General features: G+C 48.8%; 8 protein-coding genes, 4 tRNA genes and 3 rRNA genes. All 15 read left to right on the forward strand.

The window, feature by feature from the left end; genetic code table 11:
• The first annotated feature begins 96 nt into the window (after positions 1-96).
• Entirely contained in the window at positions 97-1,677 is a 1,581-nt protein-coding gene (locus RS891_RS01355; RefSeq protein WP_315794234.1) for an S-layer homology domain-containing protein, read from the forward strand.
• A gap of 256 nt (positions 1,678-1,933) precedes the next feature.
• Positions 1,934-4,231 carry a glycoside hydrolase family 88/105 protein gene (locus RS891_RS01360; RefSeq protein WP_315794235.1) on the forward strand — a complete coding sequence of 766 codons (2,298 nt, stop codon included), beginning with the start codon at positions 1,934-1,936 and terminating at the stop codon, positions 4,229-4,231.
• A gap of 335 nt (positions 4,232-4,566) precedes the next feature.
• The gene (locus RS891_RS01365; protein WP_315794236.1) at positions 4,567-5,901 is read left to right on the forward strand and encodes an ABC transporter substrate-binding protein; all 1,335 of its coding nucleotides are present in this window, start codon (positions 4,567-4,569) and stop codon (positions 5,899-5,901) included.
• 46 nt (positions 5,902-5,947) lie between these two features.
• The gene (locus RS891_RS01370; protein ID WP_113056356.1) at positions 5,948-6,898 is read left to right on the forward strand and encodes a carbohydrate ABC transporter permease; all 951 of its coding nucleotides are present in this window, start codon (positions 5,948-5,950) and stop codon (positions 6,896-6,898) included.
• On the forward strand, positions 6,895-7,743 hold the full coding sequence (locus tag RS891_RS01375) for a carbohydrate ABC transporter permease (RefSeq protein WP_315794237.1): 849 nt from the start codon (positions 6,895-6,897) through the stop codon (positions 7,741-7,743). Before RS891_RS01370 ends, RS891_RS01375 begins: the two co-directional genes overlap by 4 nt.
• A 27-nt stretch (positions 7,744-7,770) precedes the next feature.
• Positions 7,771-9,681, forward strand: a complete 1,911-nt coding sequence (locus RS891_RS01380) for a histidine kinase (RefSeq protein ID WP_315794238.1) — start codon at positions 7,771-7,773, stop codon at positions 9,679-9,681.
• Positions 9,678-11,282: a response regulator gene (locus tag RS891_RS01385; RefSeq protein ID WP_315794239.1), complete on the forward strand. Its 1,605-nt coding sequence runs from the start codon at positions 9,678-9,680 to the stop codon at positions 11,280-11,282. Before RS891_RS01380 ends, RS891_RS01385 begins: the two co-directional genes overlap by 4 nt.
• Before the next feature lie 51 nt (positions 11,283-11,333).
• A complete protein-coding gene (locus RS891_RS01390) occupies positions 11,334-11,879 on the forward strand; it encodes a GNAT family N-acetyltransferase (protein WP_113056360.1) in 546 nt (181 codons plus the stop codon).
• 546 nt (positions 11,880-12,425) lie between these two features.
• Positions 12,426-13,977 (forward strand): 16S ribosomal RNA (locus tag RS891_RS01395).
• A 244-nt stretch (positions 13,978-14,221) separates the two neighbouring features.
• Positions 14,222-17,147, forward strand: a 23S ribosomal RNA gene (locus RS891_RS01400).
• 80 nt (positions 17,148-17,227) lie between these two features.
• Positions 17,228-17,344 (forward strand): 5S ribosomal RNA (gene rrf, locus RS891_RS01405).
• Together the 16S, 23S and 5S rRNA genes with 4 tRNA genes alongside form the textbook arrangement of a ribosomal RNA operon.
• A gap of 38 nt (positions 17,345-17,382) precedes the next feature.
• Positions 17,383-17,459 (forward strand) — tRNA-Ile (locus RS891_RS01410).
• Between the two features lie 25 nt (positions 17,460-17,484).
• A tRNA-Ala gene (locus RS891_RS01415) sits at positions 17,485-17,560 on the forward strand.
• A 1-nt stretch (position 17,561) separates the two neighbouring features.
• Positions 17,562-17,637 (forward strand) — tRNA-Asn (locus tag RS891_RS01420).
• Positions 17,638-17,641: 4 nt separating this feature from the next.
• Positions 17,642-17,713, forward strand: a tRNA-Glu gene (locus RS891_RS01425).
• Positions 17,714-17,801 lie beyond the last annotated feature (88 nt).

Here is a 17,801-nt window from a genome sequence, read left to right on the forward strand (position 1 = left end):
GGAATATCGTACATGTCCATATTATTTAAGGAAGATCCTCCATTGGATTTTGCGTTGGAAGGGCATGAATATACTTCATATGGGAGGAGCATTATTTTGAGAAAAAATCATTTCATCAGCTCGCTTCTCGCGGCATCCTTGTTGACAACACCTTTGTGGGCGACACAGGCTAACGCTGCAGTATCATTTACCGATATCGATAAATCCTATGCCAAGGATGCCATAGTAGAGTTGCAAAACGAAGGGATTATCACTGGATTCAGTAATGGGCAATTTAATCCGTCCGGCATGATTACGAGACAGGATTTTGCCATCCTGATTGCCAAGACGTTAAAGCTGGATGTAACCAATAACGTCCCACCCAATCCGAAATTTACAGATATTCCTGTGACCAGCTATGCCTATGCTTCTGTCGAAGCGGTATATCAAGCAGGTATATTTAAAGGCATGGGAAGCGGGGAATTCGGGAGCGGTAAGGCATTATCCAGACAGGATATGGTCGTAACTCTAATGAGAGCGATGGGAACAGACGTAACAGGCAAAGCTGATTCATTAACGTTCAAGGACAGCGCAAGCATCTCGGAGTATGCGAAAGATGCAGTTGGAGCGGCACTCGAGGCGGGATTCATTATCGGCGATCAAAATAACATGTTTAAACCGGTGTTGCAAGCGGATCGTCAAGCTGCGGCACTGACGGCTTCTCGATTGCTGCAAACGATAAAAGAAACTACAGGTCCACAACCTGAACCAGTGCCGACACCAACTCCAACACCAACACCAGAGGTAATACCAACGCCCGTGCCTACGCCGGCTCCATCTACCAGTTCGAATAATGGCGGGACCTCATCAGGTGGAAGTAGCGACAGCGGGAACATGAATCCATCTGTACCTGCGGATACAACAGCACCGACGGTGGATGTAAGCAAATTTAGAATTATCGACAATTACAACGGAACCTGGGATCAAGTTCAGGGAGATCCCGGAGCAGTCAGTGAAGAAGGAGCGGTTGTAACTTTCTATAGATGGACTGATGCGAATATGAATGGAGTCGTGGATGAAGGAGAGCTGAATGAAGGAATTTCCCTTGCCAAAAGCAAATCCGATGGCTCACTTGCGCTTACCAAGTTGGATAATTTGAGTCCAGGAGACTACAAATATGTGATTACCGCCAAGGATTCAGCAGGTAACGAGTCGACTAAGGACGCATCACATGTGCTGGCATTTACGCTGGTGAACGGAGAGATGCCAGCAGATGTGCCGACTATAGGGTCTAGTAATTTTGGCTTCGACTCAAGCAACGCTAAAACCAAGTATCTTCAAATTCAATATGGAAATAATCCATTTTCTCTAAACTACGATGTAGGAGAAGAATTTGTGGATGGCACCATCGAGTATTGGACTGATGCGTTCCAGTTTAGCATAGATGATTTTTACCAAATTGATGGTGAGAATTATATAATAGATAGCAGTCAGATCAGTGATGATGGCCATACGCTTAAACTTAAAGTAAATGTAGAACCCGGCACACCTATTATTTTGCAATTGGGAAATAAGATGAATGAGACAAGAGGTCAATATGATTTGATCATTCGTGTAGATGCTGACGGCGATGGGTTAGCCAAATCTGTATATGAAGAAACCGGGAAGCTATTCGTTAAATTTGATATTTTTGGATAAGTGTAATCTACATGAGACGGACTACAACGATGTAGTCCGTCGTTTTGTCTTATCGTCAGACTGACAATACAATTATTTATTTGTAAGCGTAATCAAAAATCTGTAGCCACCGTAAAGCAGGTCAGGTATACTTGGTTTATTATTTGGCTATTCCAAAGATAAACGAGGATCATCACCGTTCTGTAAAAAGGGATTTTCTCACAAAGGTTAAGCGCTATACCTATGTATTCCATCTGGAGAGGAATGTGGGCATTCAATGACAACGTATTTCAGTGAACCGCAGAGCATGTATTATCGATTCGGAGAAGATCAGGATCAGGTGCTGAAGGTGCTGGCAGAGAGATATATAGGTGCCAACGCGCAGGCCAATTTTGTATATCGCGTATTTCAGAAGTCTGGTATTTTGCAAAATGAGAAGGGTCTGTATGATCTGAATTTGAGTAAACGTTTCCCTGATGCACAGAAAGGTCAGATTTCCTATGCCGCAGCGCTGGTCTGGGGGGATGAAGATCGAAATCTGGATGTGCTGATCCGCTGTTATGGACCAGTTCGCTTCTATTTTAATGAGAAATTGGTGTATCGCTCCACGGTCATGGATGAGATCAACCTGGATGCAACCGTTAAACTGGGAATCGACATTAAGCCGGGATGGAATACGTTGCTGCTGGAGATGAAGTATACACCTGCGGGTTTTGGATGCCAATTTGGCTCGGACGAGGGGAAAGTGCGTATTCTGAATGTGCTCTCTCCTTTCCAGGAGAGAGAGGGGCAGGCCGGATGGGTGTATTCCAAACCTGTAAGCTCGGAGGACAGTCATCCGGAATGGAATTTGCTCGAGTCAGAAGAAGATCACAGATTGGAGTGGCTCCCTGATACGCAATGGTCAGAGGAAAAGCAGACGCAACCGACACTTAAACGAATGTACGGACATCTTCCTGGTCAGCAAGCCTATGCGTGGACAAAGTTGATTAACAGAGATTCAAGCGAATGCCCGATCTGTTTGTCTGGTCAATCTTTCGGGCCACTGAATATATGGCTGAACGGCGTATCGGCGGTGCAATTAAAGGACGCGAGTCCGTTCGAGGTGAACATACCCGCATCTTATGGACGGAATGACCTGTTGATTCGCAGTGAATGTAGCGATACGGCTGAGCCATGGAATTTCGTAATAAATGCAACGGTGAATGGAGAGCAGCTGGAACTGGAGCTTCCCCAACGTGTGCACGGAGCTTCTGGGGAGTCGTGGCTATATCTAGGCCCTTTTGAATCGGAGGACGTCGAACCTGATTTGCAGGATCTAATGCGCACTGATCGTGTGTTTAAAGGAAAGGTATTAAACGATAATCCAGAAGAAACGGGAAGCAAACAAGCACGGGAGGAACGCATATATTGGAGATTGGACAGACCGGAAGCGTGGATACGCCCCTATTATGAAAATGCAATGCTCAGTAACAAATGGACAGTAGGCAATGTGACCAACTATGGTCGATGGGATTATCCATTAGGTGTCACCGTATATGGTCTGTTACAGACTGGACGTTATTTGCAGCGGCCAGATATTAACCGTTATGCGTCCGAACACGTGCGGTTGTGTACCCGCATGGATGAGTACTCATTATGGGATCGGGAGCAGTATGGTTTCCCGGCGGTTAACCAGCAGCTGGTTATGATGAAAATGCTGGATAACTGTGGTTCTTTTGGCTCCGCGATGTTGGAAGCCTATTCCGAATGTCAGGAGCCGACGTTCTTGCCTATTGCCGAACGGATTGCAGATTTTATGCTGACCCGCTTGGAGCGACAGGAGGATGGTGCATTTTACCGTGAGTGTATCGGTGAATTTGCCGAGAATACGATGTGGGCAGACGACCTTTATATGAGCACACCGTTTCTTGTGCGTTATGCCCGACTGACGGGGAACAATTCAGCACTGGACGAAGCCGCTAGACAATTTTTATTGTATCGGAAGTATCTGTACATGCCTGAATTCAAGATCATGTCCCACGTATATGATTTCAAATATGGACAAGCGACACAGATTCCGTGGGGACGGGGAAATGGCTGGACGCTCTTTTCGTTGTCTGAGGTATTGGAAGCTTTGCCAGCAGAGCATCCAGATCGTCCTGCTTTAATTTCCTTTTTCAATGAATTATGTGAAGGATATCAAGCTCTGCAAGGAGAGGGCGGATTGTGGCATCAGGTATTAAATGATTCGGAAACATACCAGGAAGCCTCCTGCACAGCAATGTTTGCTTATGGTTTTGCACGGGGAGTACGTTTTGGTTGGTTATATCAACCTGCACGTTACATTGAAGCGGCTGAGCGGGCATGGAACGGATTAACTCGTAAAGCAATTGACCGTCAGGGTAATGTACATGGTGTATGCAGTGGCTCAAGATATGCCTTTACCGCAGAATATTACAATAAGGACCTGCTCACGGTAACGAATGACAATCACGGTATTGGCATTATGATGCTGGCAGGAACAGAAGTGGCGAAGATGAAGAAACATCTGGTCCAGCCTAAGGTGCCATCAACTGCTGTGACGCAATCCTGAAAGTGTCAGTAAAACTACAGGATACCTTGATCGAGAACCTACATGATATCTACTATAACGTTTTATTGAAAGTCATCCGGATGACCACCGTTAAGATGTAGCGAGGTACAGTACGCTGCACGAAGAATGCTGCATATATGAATAACCACCGGGAGCATCATTCCTGGTGGTTATTTAATCACTACGAATATCGATCTCAATTGAATGGACATTTGTCCAACCCCTTACTTTTTTGACAGGAAAGCTTACTTTTGTTTATGTCATGAGCAGCCATAGGCCGTTACAATAGTTTTTGTAAGCGATTCCATAAAAGCAAAAGGGGAGGAAATTCATTCATGCTGAATACCAAAAAGTGGGTAACCCTGTTCTGCCTATCCCTGTTAATGTTCGCTACAGCCTGTTCCGGAGGATCATCAGTACCGTCTGCCTCATCCAATGAAGGTGAAGATGGGGGTACTTCCGGCAAAATTGAACTTCGTATGACCTGGTGGGGATCACAGACTCGCCACGATCTTACGACCAAAGTGATTAAGCTATTTGAAGAGAAACACCCTGGCATTACCATCAAGCCGGAATATTCCGGTTGGGACGGATACTTTGACAAGCTGACCACACAGGTAGCCGGTTCAAATGCACCGGATATCATACAGATGGATTACGCTTTTCTAACCGACTTTGCCCGGCGTGGTGCATTGCTTGATCTGACCCCATACTCAGAGAGCAAAGAGCTGCGCACAGAGGATCATGACAAGAGTATGCTCAAAGCCGGATCGATTGACGATAAATTATACGCGATTACATTGGGTGTAAATGCGCCAGGTGTAATCTATGATGCGACCGTGTTCCAGGAGCTTGGGATCGAGGAGCCGCAGGAAAGCTGGACTTGGAAGGATTTTAGCGATGTCGCGGCCAAGATTGCAGCAGAGAAGGGAGACGGTTTCTACGGTTCGGCGGATGTATCTGGAACCACGAACATGTTTGAGGTATTTATCCGACAAACAGGCAAGGGATTATTTGATGGTGGGACGTTGACAGCAACCAGTGAGGAGCTTCAGCAATGGTTTGACATGTGGGGGGCGCTTCGTGAGAACGGAGGTGCTACCTCTGCAGAAGTGACAGCTTCGACTACGAATGCACTGGAGACACGCCCGATCTCGCTTGGTACAGCCGCTATGGATTTTGCCTGGTCTAATCAATTGCTGACATTCCAGCAGGTGAACAAAAACCAGGATCATAAGCTTGGCATACAAGTACTTCCGCACGGTGTGAATGAAAAGCAAATCGGTGAATACCTGAAAGCAGGTCAGTTCCTATCCGGTTATGCCAAAACAAAACATCCGAAGGAAGTGGCGATGTTTATCGACTTCATGGTCAATGATCCCGAAGCAACCGCTATTCTCGGCTCGGAGCGCGGAGTACCGGTCAATGCCAGCATCCGTGAGAAGATGCAGCCTACGCTGCCGGAAGCGGAGCAAGCCATCTTCCAATTTATCGATGTGGTATCGAAAAACTCCAGTGAAATTGATCCGCCATACCCGCAGGGATTTTCCGAAGTGGATACCAGCTTCAAGAGTGCAAGCGAGCAGATTGCCTTTGGCCAAGGCAACACACCGGATGTAATTGCCCAGTTCATTGAAGGTGCCAAGGCGACACTTGCATCAAGTCAATAACACTTGAATGGTTCCAGACTTCATATTCTGCGGGGAGGTTGCGAAGATGAGTACAACACAGGTCAGTCAAGCACAACCCGAGCGTGTAACTGCCCGGCGGGTGAAACGGAGATATGCTCATAATGGAGCAGCGCTTCTGTTTCTGGCACCATGGCTGGTTGGTTTATTGTTTCTGACACTTGGGCCCATGCTCGTTTCCTTATACATTTCGTTCACCGACTACAGTATCCTGGCCGCCCCTTCCTGGGTCGGTCTGGATAACTACACCACGATGTTTACATCGGATAAACTGTTTATTCAATCGCTCAAAGTCACATTTACGTATGTTGCCGTATCCGTACCGATCAAGCTAATTTTCGCCCTGCTGGTGGCGATGCTGTTGAACAAAGGCATTCGTGGGCTTGGCATTTACCGTACAGTGTATTACATCCCAACCCTTCTTGGGGGCAGTGTGGCGATTGCGATGCTGTGGCGCAAAATGCTGGGCGGTGACGGTCTGCTCAATGGGGTACTTGCCATGGTCGGCATTAAGGCACCCGATTGGGTCGCCAACCCGAAATATGCCCTGTATTCAATAGTACTGTTGTCGGTATGGCAGTTCGGATCCTCGATGATTATTTTCCTGGCAGGCTTGAAGCAGATTCCACCTGAGTATGACGAAGCTTCCGCCGTAGATGGAGCAGGCCCACTTCGGAGATTCTTTTATATCACACTACCGATTCTGTCGCCGGTTATCTTTTTCAATCTCGTGATGCAGCTGATTACCTCCTTCCAGTCATTTACTCAGGCTTTTGTCATCAGTAACGGCAGCGGGGGACCTGTCAATTCAACATTAATGTACTCTCTATACCTGTACAAAAAAGGGTTCTCGTTCTTCCAGATGGGTTATGCATCCGCAATGGCCTGGGTGTTGGTGATCCTGATCGGTGTCTTTACATTGCTGGTATTCCGCAGCAGCAAGCTGTGGGTTCATTATGAGGATGGTGGAAAATCATGATTGGACAACGAAATTCTACTGCGTGGGTAGTCGCCAAACATGTACTGATCTCGGTCATTGCCTTTGTCATGCTGTACCCGGTGCTCTGGATGCTGGGCAGTTCATTCAAACCGGGACATATGATTTTCACCGAAACCTGGTTCTGGCCGCGAGAATGGAACTGGCAAAATTACATCAATGGCTGGACGGGGATTCAGGGAAATCCCTTCTCACGCTTTCTGACCAACTCGGTCGTCCTGTCGCTGGGCGCTGTGCTTGGCAATGTTATCTCTTGCTCGATGGCGGCATATGCCTTTGCCAGATTGAATTTTCGGTTCAAAGCGATTTGCTTTGGCTTAATGCTGATGACGATCATGCTGCCACACCATGTGACGCTGATCCCTCAATATATTCTGTTTAACCATCTGGAATGGGTAAATACGTATCTGCCGCTGGTAGTGCCGAAATGGCTTGCGACTGATGCCTTCTTCATTTTCCTGATGGTCCAGTTCTTCCGGGGACTGCCTAAAGAGTTGGATGAAGCGGCGACGATTGATGGATGTGGTCCAGTACGAATTTACACCAAAATTATCATTCCGCTGGCCTTTCCGGCGCTGGTGACGACGATGATCTTTACCTTTTTGTGGACATGGGATGACTTCTTCAGCCAGTTGATCTATCTGAGTGATGTCAGCAAATATACAGTGCCGCTGGGCTTGCGCCTGTTCCTTGATTCCAGTTCCCAATCCGATTGGGGACCGATGTTTGCGATGTCAGTGCTGTCACTGGTGCCTTGTTTTATCGTATTTATCGTGTGTCAAAAGTATTTCGTGGAAGGAATCGCGACCTCTGGGCTCAAAGGGTAATTCCAAGACGAAACGAGTTGATTCCCTATGCGGAAAAGAAGATTATCTGTATTCCTAAATCATAAGCTGCAACAAAGCAAGCTCTCCACGTTGATGGTGACTTGCTTTATTGCGTTTAACCTGCTGCTCGTCTCGGTTATTGTCTGGCTGGCATACCAGTCGTTCTCTGCCGTCACGTTTACCGAGATCAGCAAAGCACGACTTGCTCTTCTGAATGAGAGTACACGCCGAGGGTTTGATTTTATTACAGGAGTGACAGGCACGGCTTATTCTTTGGCGAGCAACCGTGAGCTGTCGAATCTGCTGGAAACGAAGGGGACGGGAAGGCTGACGCAGATCCACCAGCGGCGTGAGGTGTCCAAAATACTGGATCATACAGTGGTAGTCAGTGAAGGTATTACCTCAGTGGAGCTGTATACGGATGCCTTCAACGGTGTCACGGTCACGCTGGCCGACCGCATCTATTCAGTGGATACGATTGCAGGTGATTCATGGTTTGCTGCATTGGAGCAGGCGGATGCGGCCTGGGTACCTCTGCGGGAAAACGAATCAGGCCAATCGCTAATCGGATACGCCCAGCGAATCTTTGACAGCCGGGGTGGGACGGTAGCCTACGTGCTTATTCGCCTGAGTCGCGCCGATATTGTACGAAGATTTGCGGATATGCCGATGGTGCTGGATGGACAGGTGCTGTTGGTGGATACCGCAGGCAACGTCGTTATGCAGATGGGCGATGGCGATGCGAGGGTAACATCCGGTGAAGAATCAAGCTTTATTAATGGAGCTTCAAAACGTGTTTCTTCTATTAATGCTTCTATTAAAGCATCTTCCGAAGCATTTGCTGCAGACGAAAGCAAACCTGTAGTAGACAGTGCATGGATTCAGGAGCATGTTGAACACGGGGAAGATGGATTTGAAGTGGTTTCCGGCAAGTCGGGTGGAGCCCAACTTGTTCTGTACTCAAGACCTGCTATGCTTCAATGGCGTCTGGTACAGACCATCCCTGTTCACACACTATTATCTCCTGTGAGGCAGGCCGGATGGCAGGTCCTTGGAATAGCTGTGCTGGGGTTACTATTTTCAGTGGTACTTGCGTATCTGTTCGTCAGGCGGATTGTTCGTCCTTTACGTCAGCTGATCAAGCGGATGAGGCAACTGGAGAAGGGGGATTTCAATACCCGGGTTCAGCTTTCGTTTACCGAGGAATATGCCCATTTGGCGTATGGGTTTAACCACATGGCTTCAAAACTGACGGAGTTGATGGATCAGGTGAAGGAAGAGAGCCGTGCGAAGCGTGAAGCCCAGACTGGTTTATTGGAGGCGCAAATCAAACCTCATTTTTTGTACAACACACTCGACATGATCCACTGGCGTGCTCTCGATTATGAGGCCAAGGACATCAGCCGCATGATTGTGCAACTCAGCAAACTGCTGCGTATCGGATTGAGCGGTGGCCGACTATTCATCCGGGTACGGGATGAGTTGGAGCATGCTCGTTGTTACGTCAGCATTCAGTCGGAGCGGCTGCCGTTCTCTATTGATTATCATGAACAGATTGATCCGAGAGTGCGAGGCTGTTACATTCCCAAAATCATTTTGCAGCCCTTTATCGAAAATGCGGTCATGCATGGGCATCCGAGAGAAGGAAAACTCAGCATACAGGTGGATATGCGAGAAATGGATGGCATCGATCCACCATCCAAAATCATCATTTGCATAAAGGATAACGGAAAGGGCTTGCCTGAGGGTTGGAAGCTGGAGGGAACGACTGGCATTGGGATACGAAACGTACATCAACGCATTCAACTATATTGTGGCGCAGGGTACGGCGTTGATCTATGCGCAGGTGATTTAGGCGGAGTAGAAGTGACCATTACGCTGCCGCGTATTGAGACGGAAGAACAATTAAACTTATGGCTGGGCGGTGAAAATGAATGAAAACCATTATGCTCGTAGACGATGACCCGCATATTGTAAAAGCATTGACCGACCATATTGATTGGCCATCTATTGGCCTCCGTATTGCAGGAACAGCTTCCAATGGCGTGGACGCACTGGAGCTGTTCCAACAGCTGCGCCCCGATCTTGTGATGACGGACGTCTACTTGCCAGGAATGACAGGACTTGAGGTCACGCAGGCGTTGCGGCGGGATCATCCCCATCTGCCGATCATCATTCTTAGCGGATATGACGAATTCGAGAATGCCCGGGCGGCCATGCGCTGGGGCGTGAATCATTTTTTGCTAAAGCCTGCGGAAGTGGAGGAGATTGAGTCTGTTCTGCGTGAGGTGTTACTGGAAGAGGATGTGCGTGAGCGGCGTGAGCAACTGGAGCGGACTTACAAACAGGAGATTGGGCGGGTGGTTCCCTATCTTCGCAAATTGTTTCTCCACGAGCTGTTAACCACACGCTATCGGGAAGAGGAATTGCCTGCGGAGCGTATGGATTATGTGGGTATTCGCATACCCTCTCAAGTGCGTGCCATCAGTCTGCAGTTGTATCGGCCTGCATTTCTGACAAGGATGAAAGAACGGGACTGGCAGTTATTAAGGTATGGGGCAGCAGATATTATTCAGGAGACCGTCAAAGAGCAGGCTACGCAAATAAACGACTGCCAGGTGGAGATCGTGGATTACTCGGATCAGGTGTTTGTGCTGCTTCTATTGGATGAGAAGGGCCCGCTAGAACAATTTGAGTCGATAGTTGAAAGGATGATTGATCAGATTTTTACGTATCTCAAGATCGAAATGAGCGCAGGTATTGGAACGTCCAAAGGGCACTTGTGCGAAGTGATGGACTCCTATCTGGAGAGCAGGGAGGCGCTGGAGAAAGCAGAGTTTCAGGGCGGGAGTCACGTATATCGATTTGATTCATCAGATGCGTTAACGCCGAGCAGCACGGATTACTCGCTATTGCTGCGACAATGGAGTGAGTCATGGACAGATATGAGGACTGATCTGGCAGAGGAGACATGGGTTCAGCTTCGCAATCTGCTGGACGAAGGGAGTGGTAGCAATATTCAGGATGTGCAAGTTGTGGCCGTGAGCCTATTCGACACGTTAATTCATAGTTGGAACCGGCATTATCCCATGCTAGCACCACCAGTGGCAATGAGTCATTTTTTGCGGGAAATTCAATCGAAATATGGGTTGCAGGATCTGATATGCTGGATGGATGGTATTATTCGAAACTGGATGGAACAGATACGAAAAGAAATGGGCGAGAAAAAAAGCAATAAATTAGTGGAGCAGGTGAAACAGTACGTTGAAATGCATTATGCTGAAGAGATCAGTTTTGAAGCGATTGCCAAGGGACTATTTGTACACCCCAAATATTTGAGTCAGCTGTTCAAGAGGGTAACCGGAGAGAACTTTGTGGGTTATGTAAACGGGTATCGGATCCAACGTGCGCTGGAATTGTTACAGTCAGGACATTACATGGTCTACGAGGTTAGTGAGATGACCGGGTTCCGCAACGCGACGTATTTCAGTCAGGTGTTTAAGATGCTTACGGGCAAGAGTCCGTCTGAGGTGGGGTAGAGCCATGAATAGGATAAGGGAAAATAAATTAGATTGGACGGATTATAGCGTATGATCATCGATCAACAGGATTTTAACGTAAAAGGATTGATCTATTCGATTAGGTCTGCAATGGAAAAGGATGCTGAGGCATTGTCTTCACTTCGTGTACAGTTGGATGGAGAAACCGAGTATATGGATCGCGAAAAAGGTGAAGGTTTTATTGATCCAGCGAGGTTTGAACAAATAATCCGGTTGGACTCGGAGAAAGAGAGAAATCTGTTTCTCGTTACTATTGTAAAGGAACAAATCGTCGGCTATTCCAGATGTGAGGGAGTCGATCTAAAGCGATTTTCTCATAAGGTTGAATTTGGTGTTTGCGTAGCGAAAGAGTTCTGGGGTTACGGGATCGGCAAGAAACTACTCGAACTATCGATAGACTGGGCAGATACGAATGGAATTGAGAAGATGACCTTGAACGTGGTGGGGACGAACGATAAAGCGATGGAGCTATACCAAAGAATGGGCTTCGAGATAGAGGGAACTTTGAAAAAGGATCGACGGCATGCGGATGGTCGGTATTTCGATACAGTTATGATGGGAAGGTTCAGGGTATGAGGGGGAGAAGCGTGTGGTGGTTGGTTGGCTATATACGCTACTTCCTTTTATACTAGAGCAACTACTATCTCTTATGGAGAGAGTTAATATTTAATAGATGTAGGCTCTTAACATCTGATTACAAGACAATGATTGATTATGATAAAAAGGGAATATAACGGTTCTACTGTTCTCATCAAACGATAATAGAAAATATTAATTAAGGGTTGCAATTTATTTTTGTACATGGTATATTCTAATTCCGGCCAAGAAAACACGAGAAACACGGTGCGGCAAGCGAACGAAATAATCTTCGAAAGAAACTTAAAAAAAGAGCTTGCAAAGTTGGTTCGGATGTGATAAGATATAAAAGTTGCTGAGGTGAACAACACACGGCAATGAAACAAGTTTGATCTTTGAAAACTGAACAACGAGTGAGTAACGATCTTGCTTGCAAGATCGACGCTGAGAAATCGGTACAAGTCTTCGGGCTGTATGATTTCGAAGCATAAATGAGATTTTTAATCTCGTCAGTTTCAAAATGAGCTTATCGCTCTTTTCAATACTTTATTGGAGAGTTTGATCCTGGCTCAGGACGAACGCTGGCGGCATGCCTAATACATGCAAGTCGAGCGGACTTGATGAGAAGCTTGCTTCTCTGATGGTTAGCGGCGGACGGGTGAGTAACACGTAGGCAACCTGCCCTCAAGCTTGGGACAACTACCGGAAACGGTAGCTAATACCGAATAGTTGTTTTCTTCTCCTGAAGAGAACTGGAAAGACGGAGCGATCTGTCACTTGGGGATGGGCCTGCGGCGCATTAGCTAGTTGGTGGGGTAACGGCTCACCAAGGCGACGATGCGTAGCCGACCTGAGAGGGTGATCGGCCACACTGGGACTGAGACACGGCCCAGACTCCTACGGGAGGCAGCAGTAGGGAATCTTCCGCAATGGGCGAAAGCCTGACGGAGCAATGCCGCGTGAGTGATGAAGGTTTTCGGATCGTAAAGCTCTGTTGCCAGGGAAGAACGCTTGGGAGAGTAACTGCTCTCAAGGTGACGGTACCTGAGAAGAAAGCCCCGGCTAACTACGTGCCAGCAGCCGCGGTAATACGTAGGGGGCAAGCGTTGTCCGGAATTATTGGGCGTAAAGCGCGCGCAGGCGGTCATTTAAGTCTGGTGTTTAATCCCGGGGCTCAACCCCGGATCGCACTGGAAACTGGGTGACTTGAGTGCAGAAGAGGAGAGTGGAATTCCACGTGTAGCGGTGAAATGCGTAGATATGTGGAGGAACACCAGTGGCGAAGGCGACTCTCTGGGCTGTAACTGACGCTGAGGCGCGAAAGCGTGGGGAGCAAACAGGATTAGATACCCTGGTAGTCCACGCCGTAAACGATGAGTGCTAGGTGTTAGGGGTTTCGATACCCTTGGTGCCGAAGTTAACACATTAAGCACTCCGCCTGGGGAGTACGGTCGCAAGACTGAAACTCAAAGGAATTGACGGGGACCCGCACAAGCAGTGGAGTATGTGGTTTAATTCGAAGCAACGCGAAGAACCTTACCAGGTCTTGACATCCCTCTGACCGGTACAGAGATGTACCTTTCCTTCGGGACAGAGGAGACAGGTGGTGCATGGTTGTCGTCAGCTCGTGTCGTGAGATGTTGGGTTAAGTCCCGCAACGAGCGCAACCCTTGATCTTAGTTGCCAGCATTTCGGATGGGCACTCTAAGGTGACTGCCGGTGACAAACCGGAGGAAGGTGGGGATGACGTCAAATCATCATGCCCCTTATGACCTGGGCTACACACGTACTACAATGGCCGGTACAACGGGCTGTGAAGCCGCGAGGTGGAACGAATCCTAAAAAGCCGGTCTCAGTTCGGATTGCAGGCTGCAACTCGCCTGCATGAAGTCGGAATTGCTAGTAATCGCGGATCAGCATGCCGCGGTGAATACGTTCCCGGGTCTTGTACACACCGCCCGTCACACCACGAGAGTTTATAACACCCGAAGTCGGTGGGGTAACCGCAAGGAGCCAGCCGCCGAAGGTGGGATAGATGATTGGGGTGAAGTCGTAACAAGGTAGCCGTATCGGAAGGTGCGGCTGGATCACCTCCTTTCTATGGAGAATCGTTTCCCGTAGCGGAAACATTCAAATACGCAGCTTAGCTGCAAAACTTACTCACTCGTTGCTCAGTTTTGAGAGCTCAAACTCTCAAACAGCTTGCTTTTGCATGGAGCTTGTTCTTTGAAAACTAGATATCGAAACGAAATTTTGCGATTTAGAACATTCCTTTTTAAGCTGAACTTGTGTAAACAAGTTTCAATAAAAACGGTAGATTGCATTTGCTCATGAGAGCAATTGGTTAAGCTACTAAGAGCACACGGAGGATGCCTAGGCGCTAGGAGCCGATGAAGGACGTGGCGAACAACGAAACTGCCTCGGGGAGCTGTAAGCAAGCTTTGATCCGGGGGTGTCCGAATGGGGAAACCCAGCTGGGGTAATTTCCAGTTACTCATAACTGAATACATAGGTTATGTAGAGGCATACCAGGGGAACTGAAACATCTAAGTACCCTGAGGAAGAGAAAACAATAGTGATTCCGTCAGTAGCGGCGAGCGAACGCGGAGAAGCCCAAACCAGAGAGCTTGCTCTTTGGGGTTGTGGGACATCTCACATGGAGTTACAAAGGAGCCGGTTAAACGAAGAGGTCTGGAAAGGCCCGCCAAAGAAGGTAAAAGCCCTGTAGTTGAAAGTCTGTTCTCTCCGAGATGTATCCCGAGTAGTGCGGGGCACGTGAAACCCCGTATGAATCCGGCAGGACCATCTGCCAAGGCTAAATACTTCCTAGCGACCGATAGTGAAGCAGTACCGTGAGGGAAAGGTGAAAAGCACCCCGGAAGGGGAGTGAAATAGAACCTGAAACCGTGTGCTTACAAAAAGTCAGAGCCCGTTTTAGGGGTGATGGCGTGCCTTTTGTAGAATGAACCGGCGAGTTACGTTCCCGTGCAAGGTTAAGGTGAAGAGCCGGAGCCGCAGCGAAAGCGAGTCTGAATAGGGCGACATAGTACGTGGACGTAGACCCGAAACCGGGTGATCTACCCCTGTCCAGGGTGAAGGTGCGGTAACACGCACTGGAGGCCCGAACCCACGCACGTTGAAAAGTGCGGGGATGAGGTGGGGGTAGCGGAGAAATTCCAATCGAACTCGGAGATAGCTGGTTCTCCCCGAAATAGCTTTAGGGCTAGCCTCGGAAAACAGAGTCGTGGAGGTAGAGCACTGATTGGGTGCGGGGCCCGCAAGGGTTACCAAGCTCAGTCAAACTCCGAATGCCATAGACTTACTTCCGGGAGTCAGACAGTGAGTGCTAAGATCCATTGTCAAAAGGGAAACAGCCCAGACCATCAGCTAAGGTCCCCAAGTGTGTGTTAAGTGGGAAAGGATGTGGAGTTGCACAGACAACCAGGATGTTGGCTTAGAAGCAGCCACCATTGAAAGAGTGCGTAATAGCTCACTGGTCGAGTGACTCTGCGCCGAAAATGTAACGGGGCTAAACACACCACCGAAGCTATGGCTTGATGCTTTGCATCAGGGGTAGGGGAGCGTTGTATAAGGGTTGAAGGTGTACCGTAAGGAGCGCTGGACATTATACAAGTGAGAATGCCGGTATGAGTAACGAAAAGATCAGTGAGAATCTGATCCGCCGAAAGCCTAAGGGTTCCTGAGGAAGGCTCGTCCGCTCAGGGTAAGTCGGGACCTAAGGCGAGGCCGAAAGGCGTAGTCGAAGGACAACAGGTCGAAATTCCTGTACCACCGTAAGCCGTTATGAGCAATGGGGGGACGCAGCAGGGTAGTGACGCGGACTGATGGATGTCCGTCTAAGCAGTGAGGCTGATGTGTAGGCAAATCCGCACATCGTAAGGCTGGGCTGTAATGGGGAGCGAAAATTATAGTAGCGAAGGTCATGATCTCACACTGCCAAGAAAAGCCTCTAGCCAGGTGATGGTGCCCGTACCGCAAACCGACACAGGTAGGCGAGAAGAGAATTCTAAGGCGCGCGGAAGAACTCTCGTTAAGGAACTCGGCAAAATGACCCCGTAACTTCGGGAGAAGGGGTGCCCCGGTAGTGTGAATAGCACGAGGGGGCCGCAGTGAAAAGGCCCAAGCGACTGTTTAGCAAAAACACAGGTCTGTGCGAAGCCGTAAGGCGAAGTATACGGGCTGACGCCTGCCCGGTGCTGGAAGGTTAAGGGGAGCGGTTAGGAGCAATCCGAAGCTGTGAACCGAAGCCCCAGTAAACGGCGGCCGTAACTATAACGGTCCTAAGGTAGCGAAATTCCTTGTCAGGTAAATTCTGACCCGCACGAATGGCGTAACGACTTGGGCGCTGTCTCAACGAGAGATCCGGTGAAATTTTAATACCTGTGAAGATGCAGGTTACCCGCGACAAGACGGAAAGACCCCATGGAGCTTTACTGCAGCTTGATATTGAATTTGGGTACGATCTGTACAGGATAGGTGGGAGCCTTTGAAGCAGGAGCGCAAGCTTCTGTGGAGGCACCGTTGGGATACCACCCTGATCGTATCTAGGTTCTAACCTGGTACCGTAATCCGGTGCGGGGACAGTGTCAGGTGGGCAGTTTGACTGGGGCGGTCGCCTCCTAAAGAGTAACGGAGGCGCCCAAAGGTTCCCTCAGAATGGTTGGAAATCATTCGAAGAGTGCAAAGGCATAAGGGAGCTTGACTGCGAGACCTACAAGTCGAGCAGGGACGAAAGTCGGGCTTAGTGATCCGGTGGTACCGCATGGAAGGGCCATCGCTCAACGGATAAAAGCTACCCTGGGGATAACAGGCTTATCTCCCCCAAGAGTCCACATCGACGGGGAGGTTTGGCACCTCGATGTCGGCTCATCGCATCCTGGGGCTGAAGTAGGTCCCAAGGGTTGGGCTGTTCGCCCATTAAAGCGGTACGCGAGCTGGGTTCAGAACGTCGTGAGACAGTTCGGTCCCTATCTGTCGTGGGCGTAGGAAATTTGAGAGGAGCTGTCCTTAGTACGAGAGGACCGGGATGGACGTACCGCTGGTGTACCAGTTGTTCCGCCAGGAGCACCGCTGGGTAGCTATGTACGGAAGGGATAAGCGCTGAAAGCATCTAAGCGTGAAGCCCCCCTCAAGATGAGATTTCCCAGTATGTAAGACCCCTTGAAGACGACGAGGTAGATAGGCTGGGGGTGGAAGTGCAGCAATGCATGGAGCTGACCAGTACTAATCGGTCGAGGGCTTATCCAATATGCAAGTTGTAAATCGCAAATCTCGTTTCGGATCTAGTTTTCAGAGAATGATCTCTGAAATGTAAGCTAAGCTATGCGTTTGGTGGCGATGGCGGAGGGGTTCCACACGTACCCATCCCGAACACGACCGTTAAGCCCTCTAGCGCCGATGGTACTTGGACCGCAGGGTCCTGGGAGAGTAGGATGCCGCCAAGCGAAACCCCATTGGGGTATTTTTTTTCGATTTTTCATACGGGCCCTTAGCTCAGTTGGTTAGAGCGCACCTCTGATAAGGGTGAGGCCGGTGGTTCGAGTCCACCAGGGCCCACCATATAATTTTTAAAAACACAGTGTATGGGGCCATAGCTCAGCTGGGAGAGCGCCTGCCTTGCAAGCAGGAGGTCAGCGGTTCGATCCCGCTTGGCTCCACCATTCCCTGATAGCTCAGTTGGTAGAGCACTCGACTGTTAATCGAGTTGTCACAGGTTCGAGTCCTGTTCGGGGAGCCATTAAGGCCCGTTGGTCAAGGGGTTAAGACACCTCCCTTTCACGGAGGTAACAGGGGTTCGAATCCCCTACGGGTCATAGCTATATTTATTAGCTTAAAAAAGGGATGAGAATCCCAAAGGTTCGTCGGAGGATAAACTTCGTTAGCAAAGGCTTCGCAGTCTCG

The sequence above is a fragment of the Paenibacillus sp. BIC5C1 genome (assembly GCF_032399705.1).
Taxonomy (GTDB): Bacteria; Bacillota; Bacilli; order Paenibacillales; family Paenibacillaceae; genus Paenibacillus; species Paenibacillus taichungensis_A.

What these genes read in the sequence shown, in the direction of transcription:
- RS891_RS01375 (WP_315794237.1), top strand. Translation starts at nt 6,895, where the DNA reads ATGATTGGACAACGAAATTCTACTGCGTGGGTAGTCGCCAAACATGTA.
- RS891_RS01370 (WP_113056356.1), top strand. Translation starts at nt 5,948, where the DNA reads ATGAGTACAACACAGGTCAGTCAAGCACAACCCGAGCGTGTAACTGCC.
- RS891_RS01385 (WP_315794239.1), top strand. Translation starts at nt 9,678, where the DNA reads ATGAAAACCATTATGCTCGTAGACGATGACCCGCATATTGTAAAAGCA.
- RS891_RS01390 (WP_113056360.1), top strand. Translation starts at nt 11,334, where the DNA reads ATGATCATCGATCAACAGGATTTTAACGTAAAAGGATTGATCTATTCG.
- RS891_RS01380 (WP_315794238.1), top strand. Translation starts at nt 7,771, where the DNA reads ATGCGGAAAAGAAGATTATCTGTATTCCTAAATCATAAGCTGCAACAA.
- RS891_RS01365 (WP_315794236.1), top strand. Translation starts at nt 4,567, where the DNA reads ATGCTGAATACCAAAAAGTGGGTAACCCTGTTCTGCCTATCCCTGTTA.
- RS891_RS01360 (WP_315794235.1), top strand. Translation starts at nt 1,934, where the DNA reads ATGACAACGTATTTCAGTGAACCGCAGAGCATGTATTATCGATTCGGA.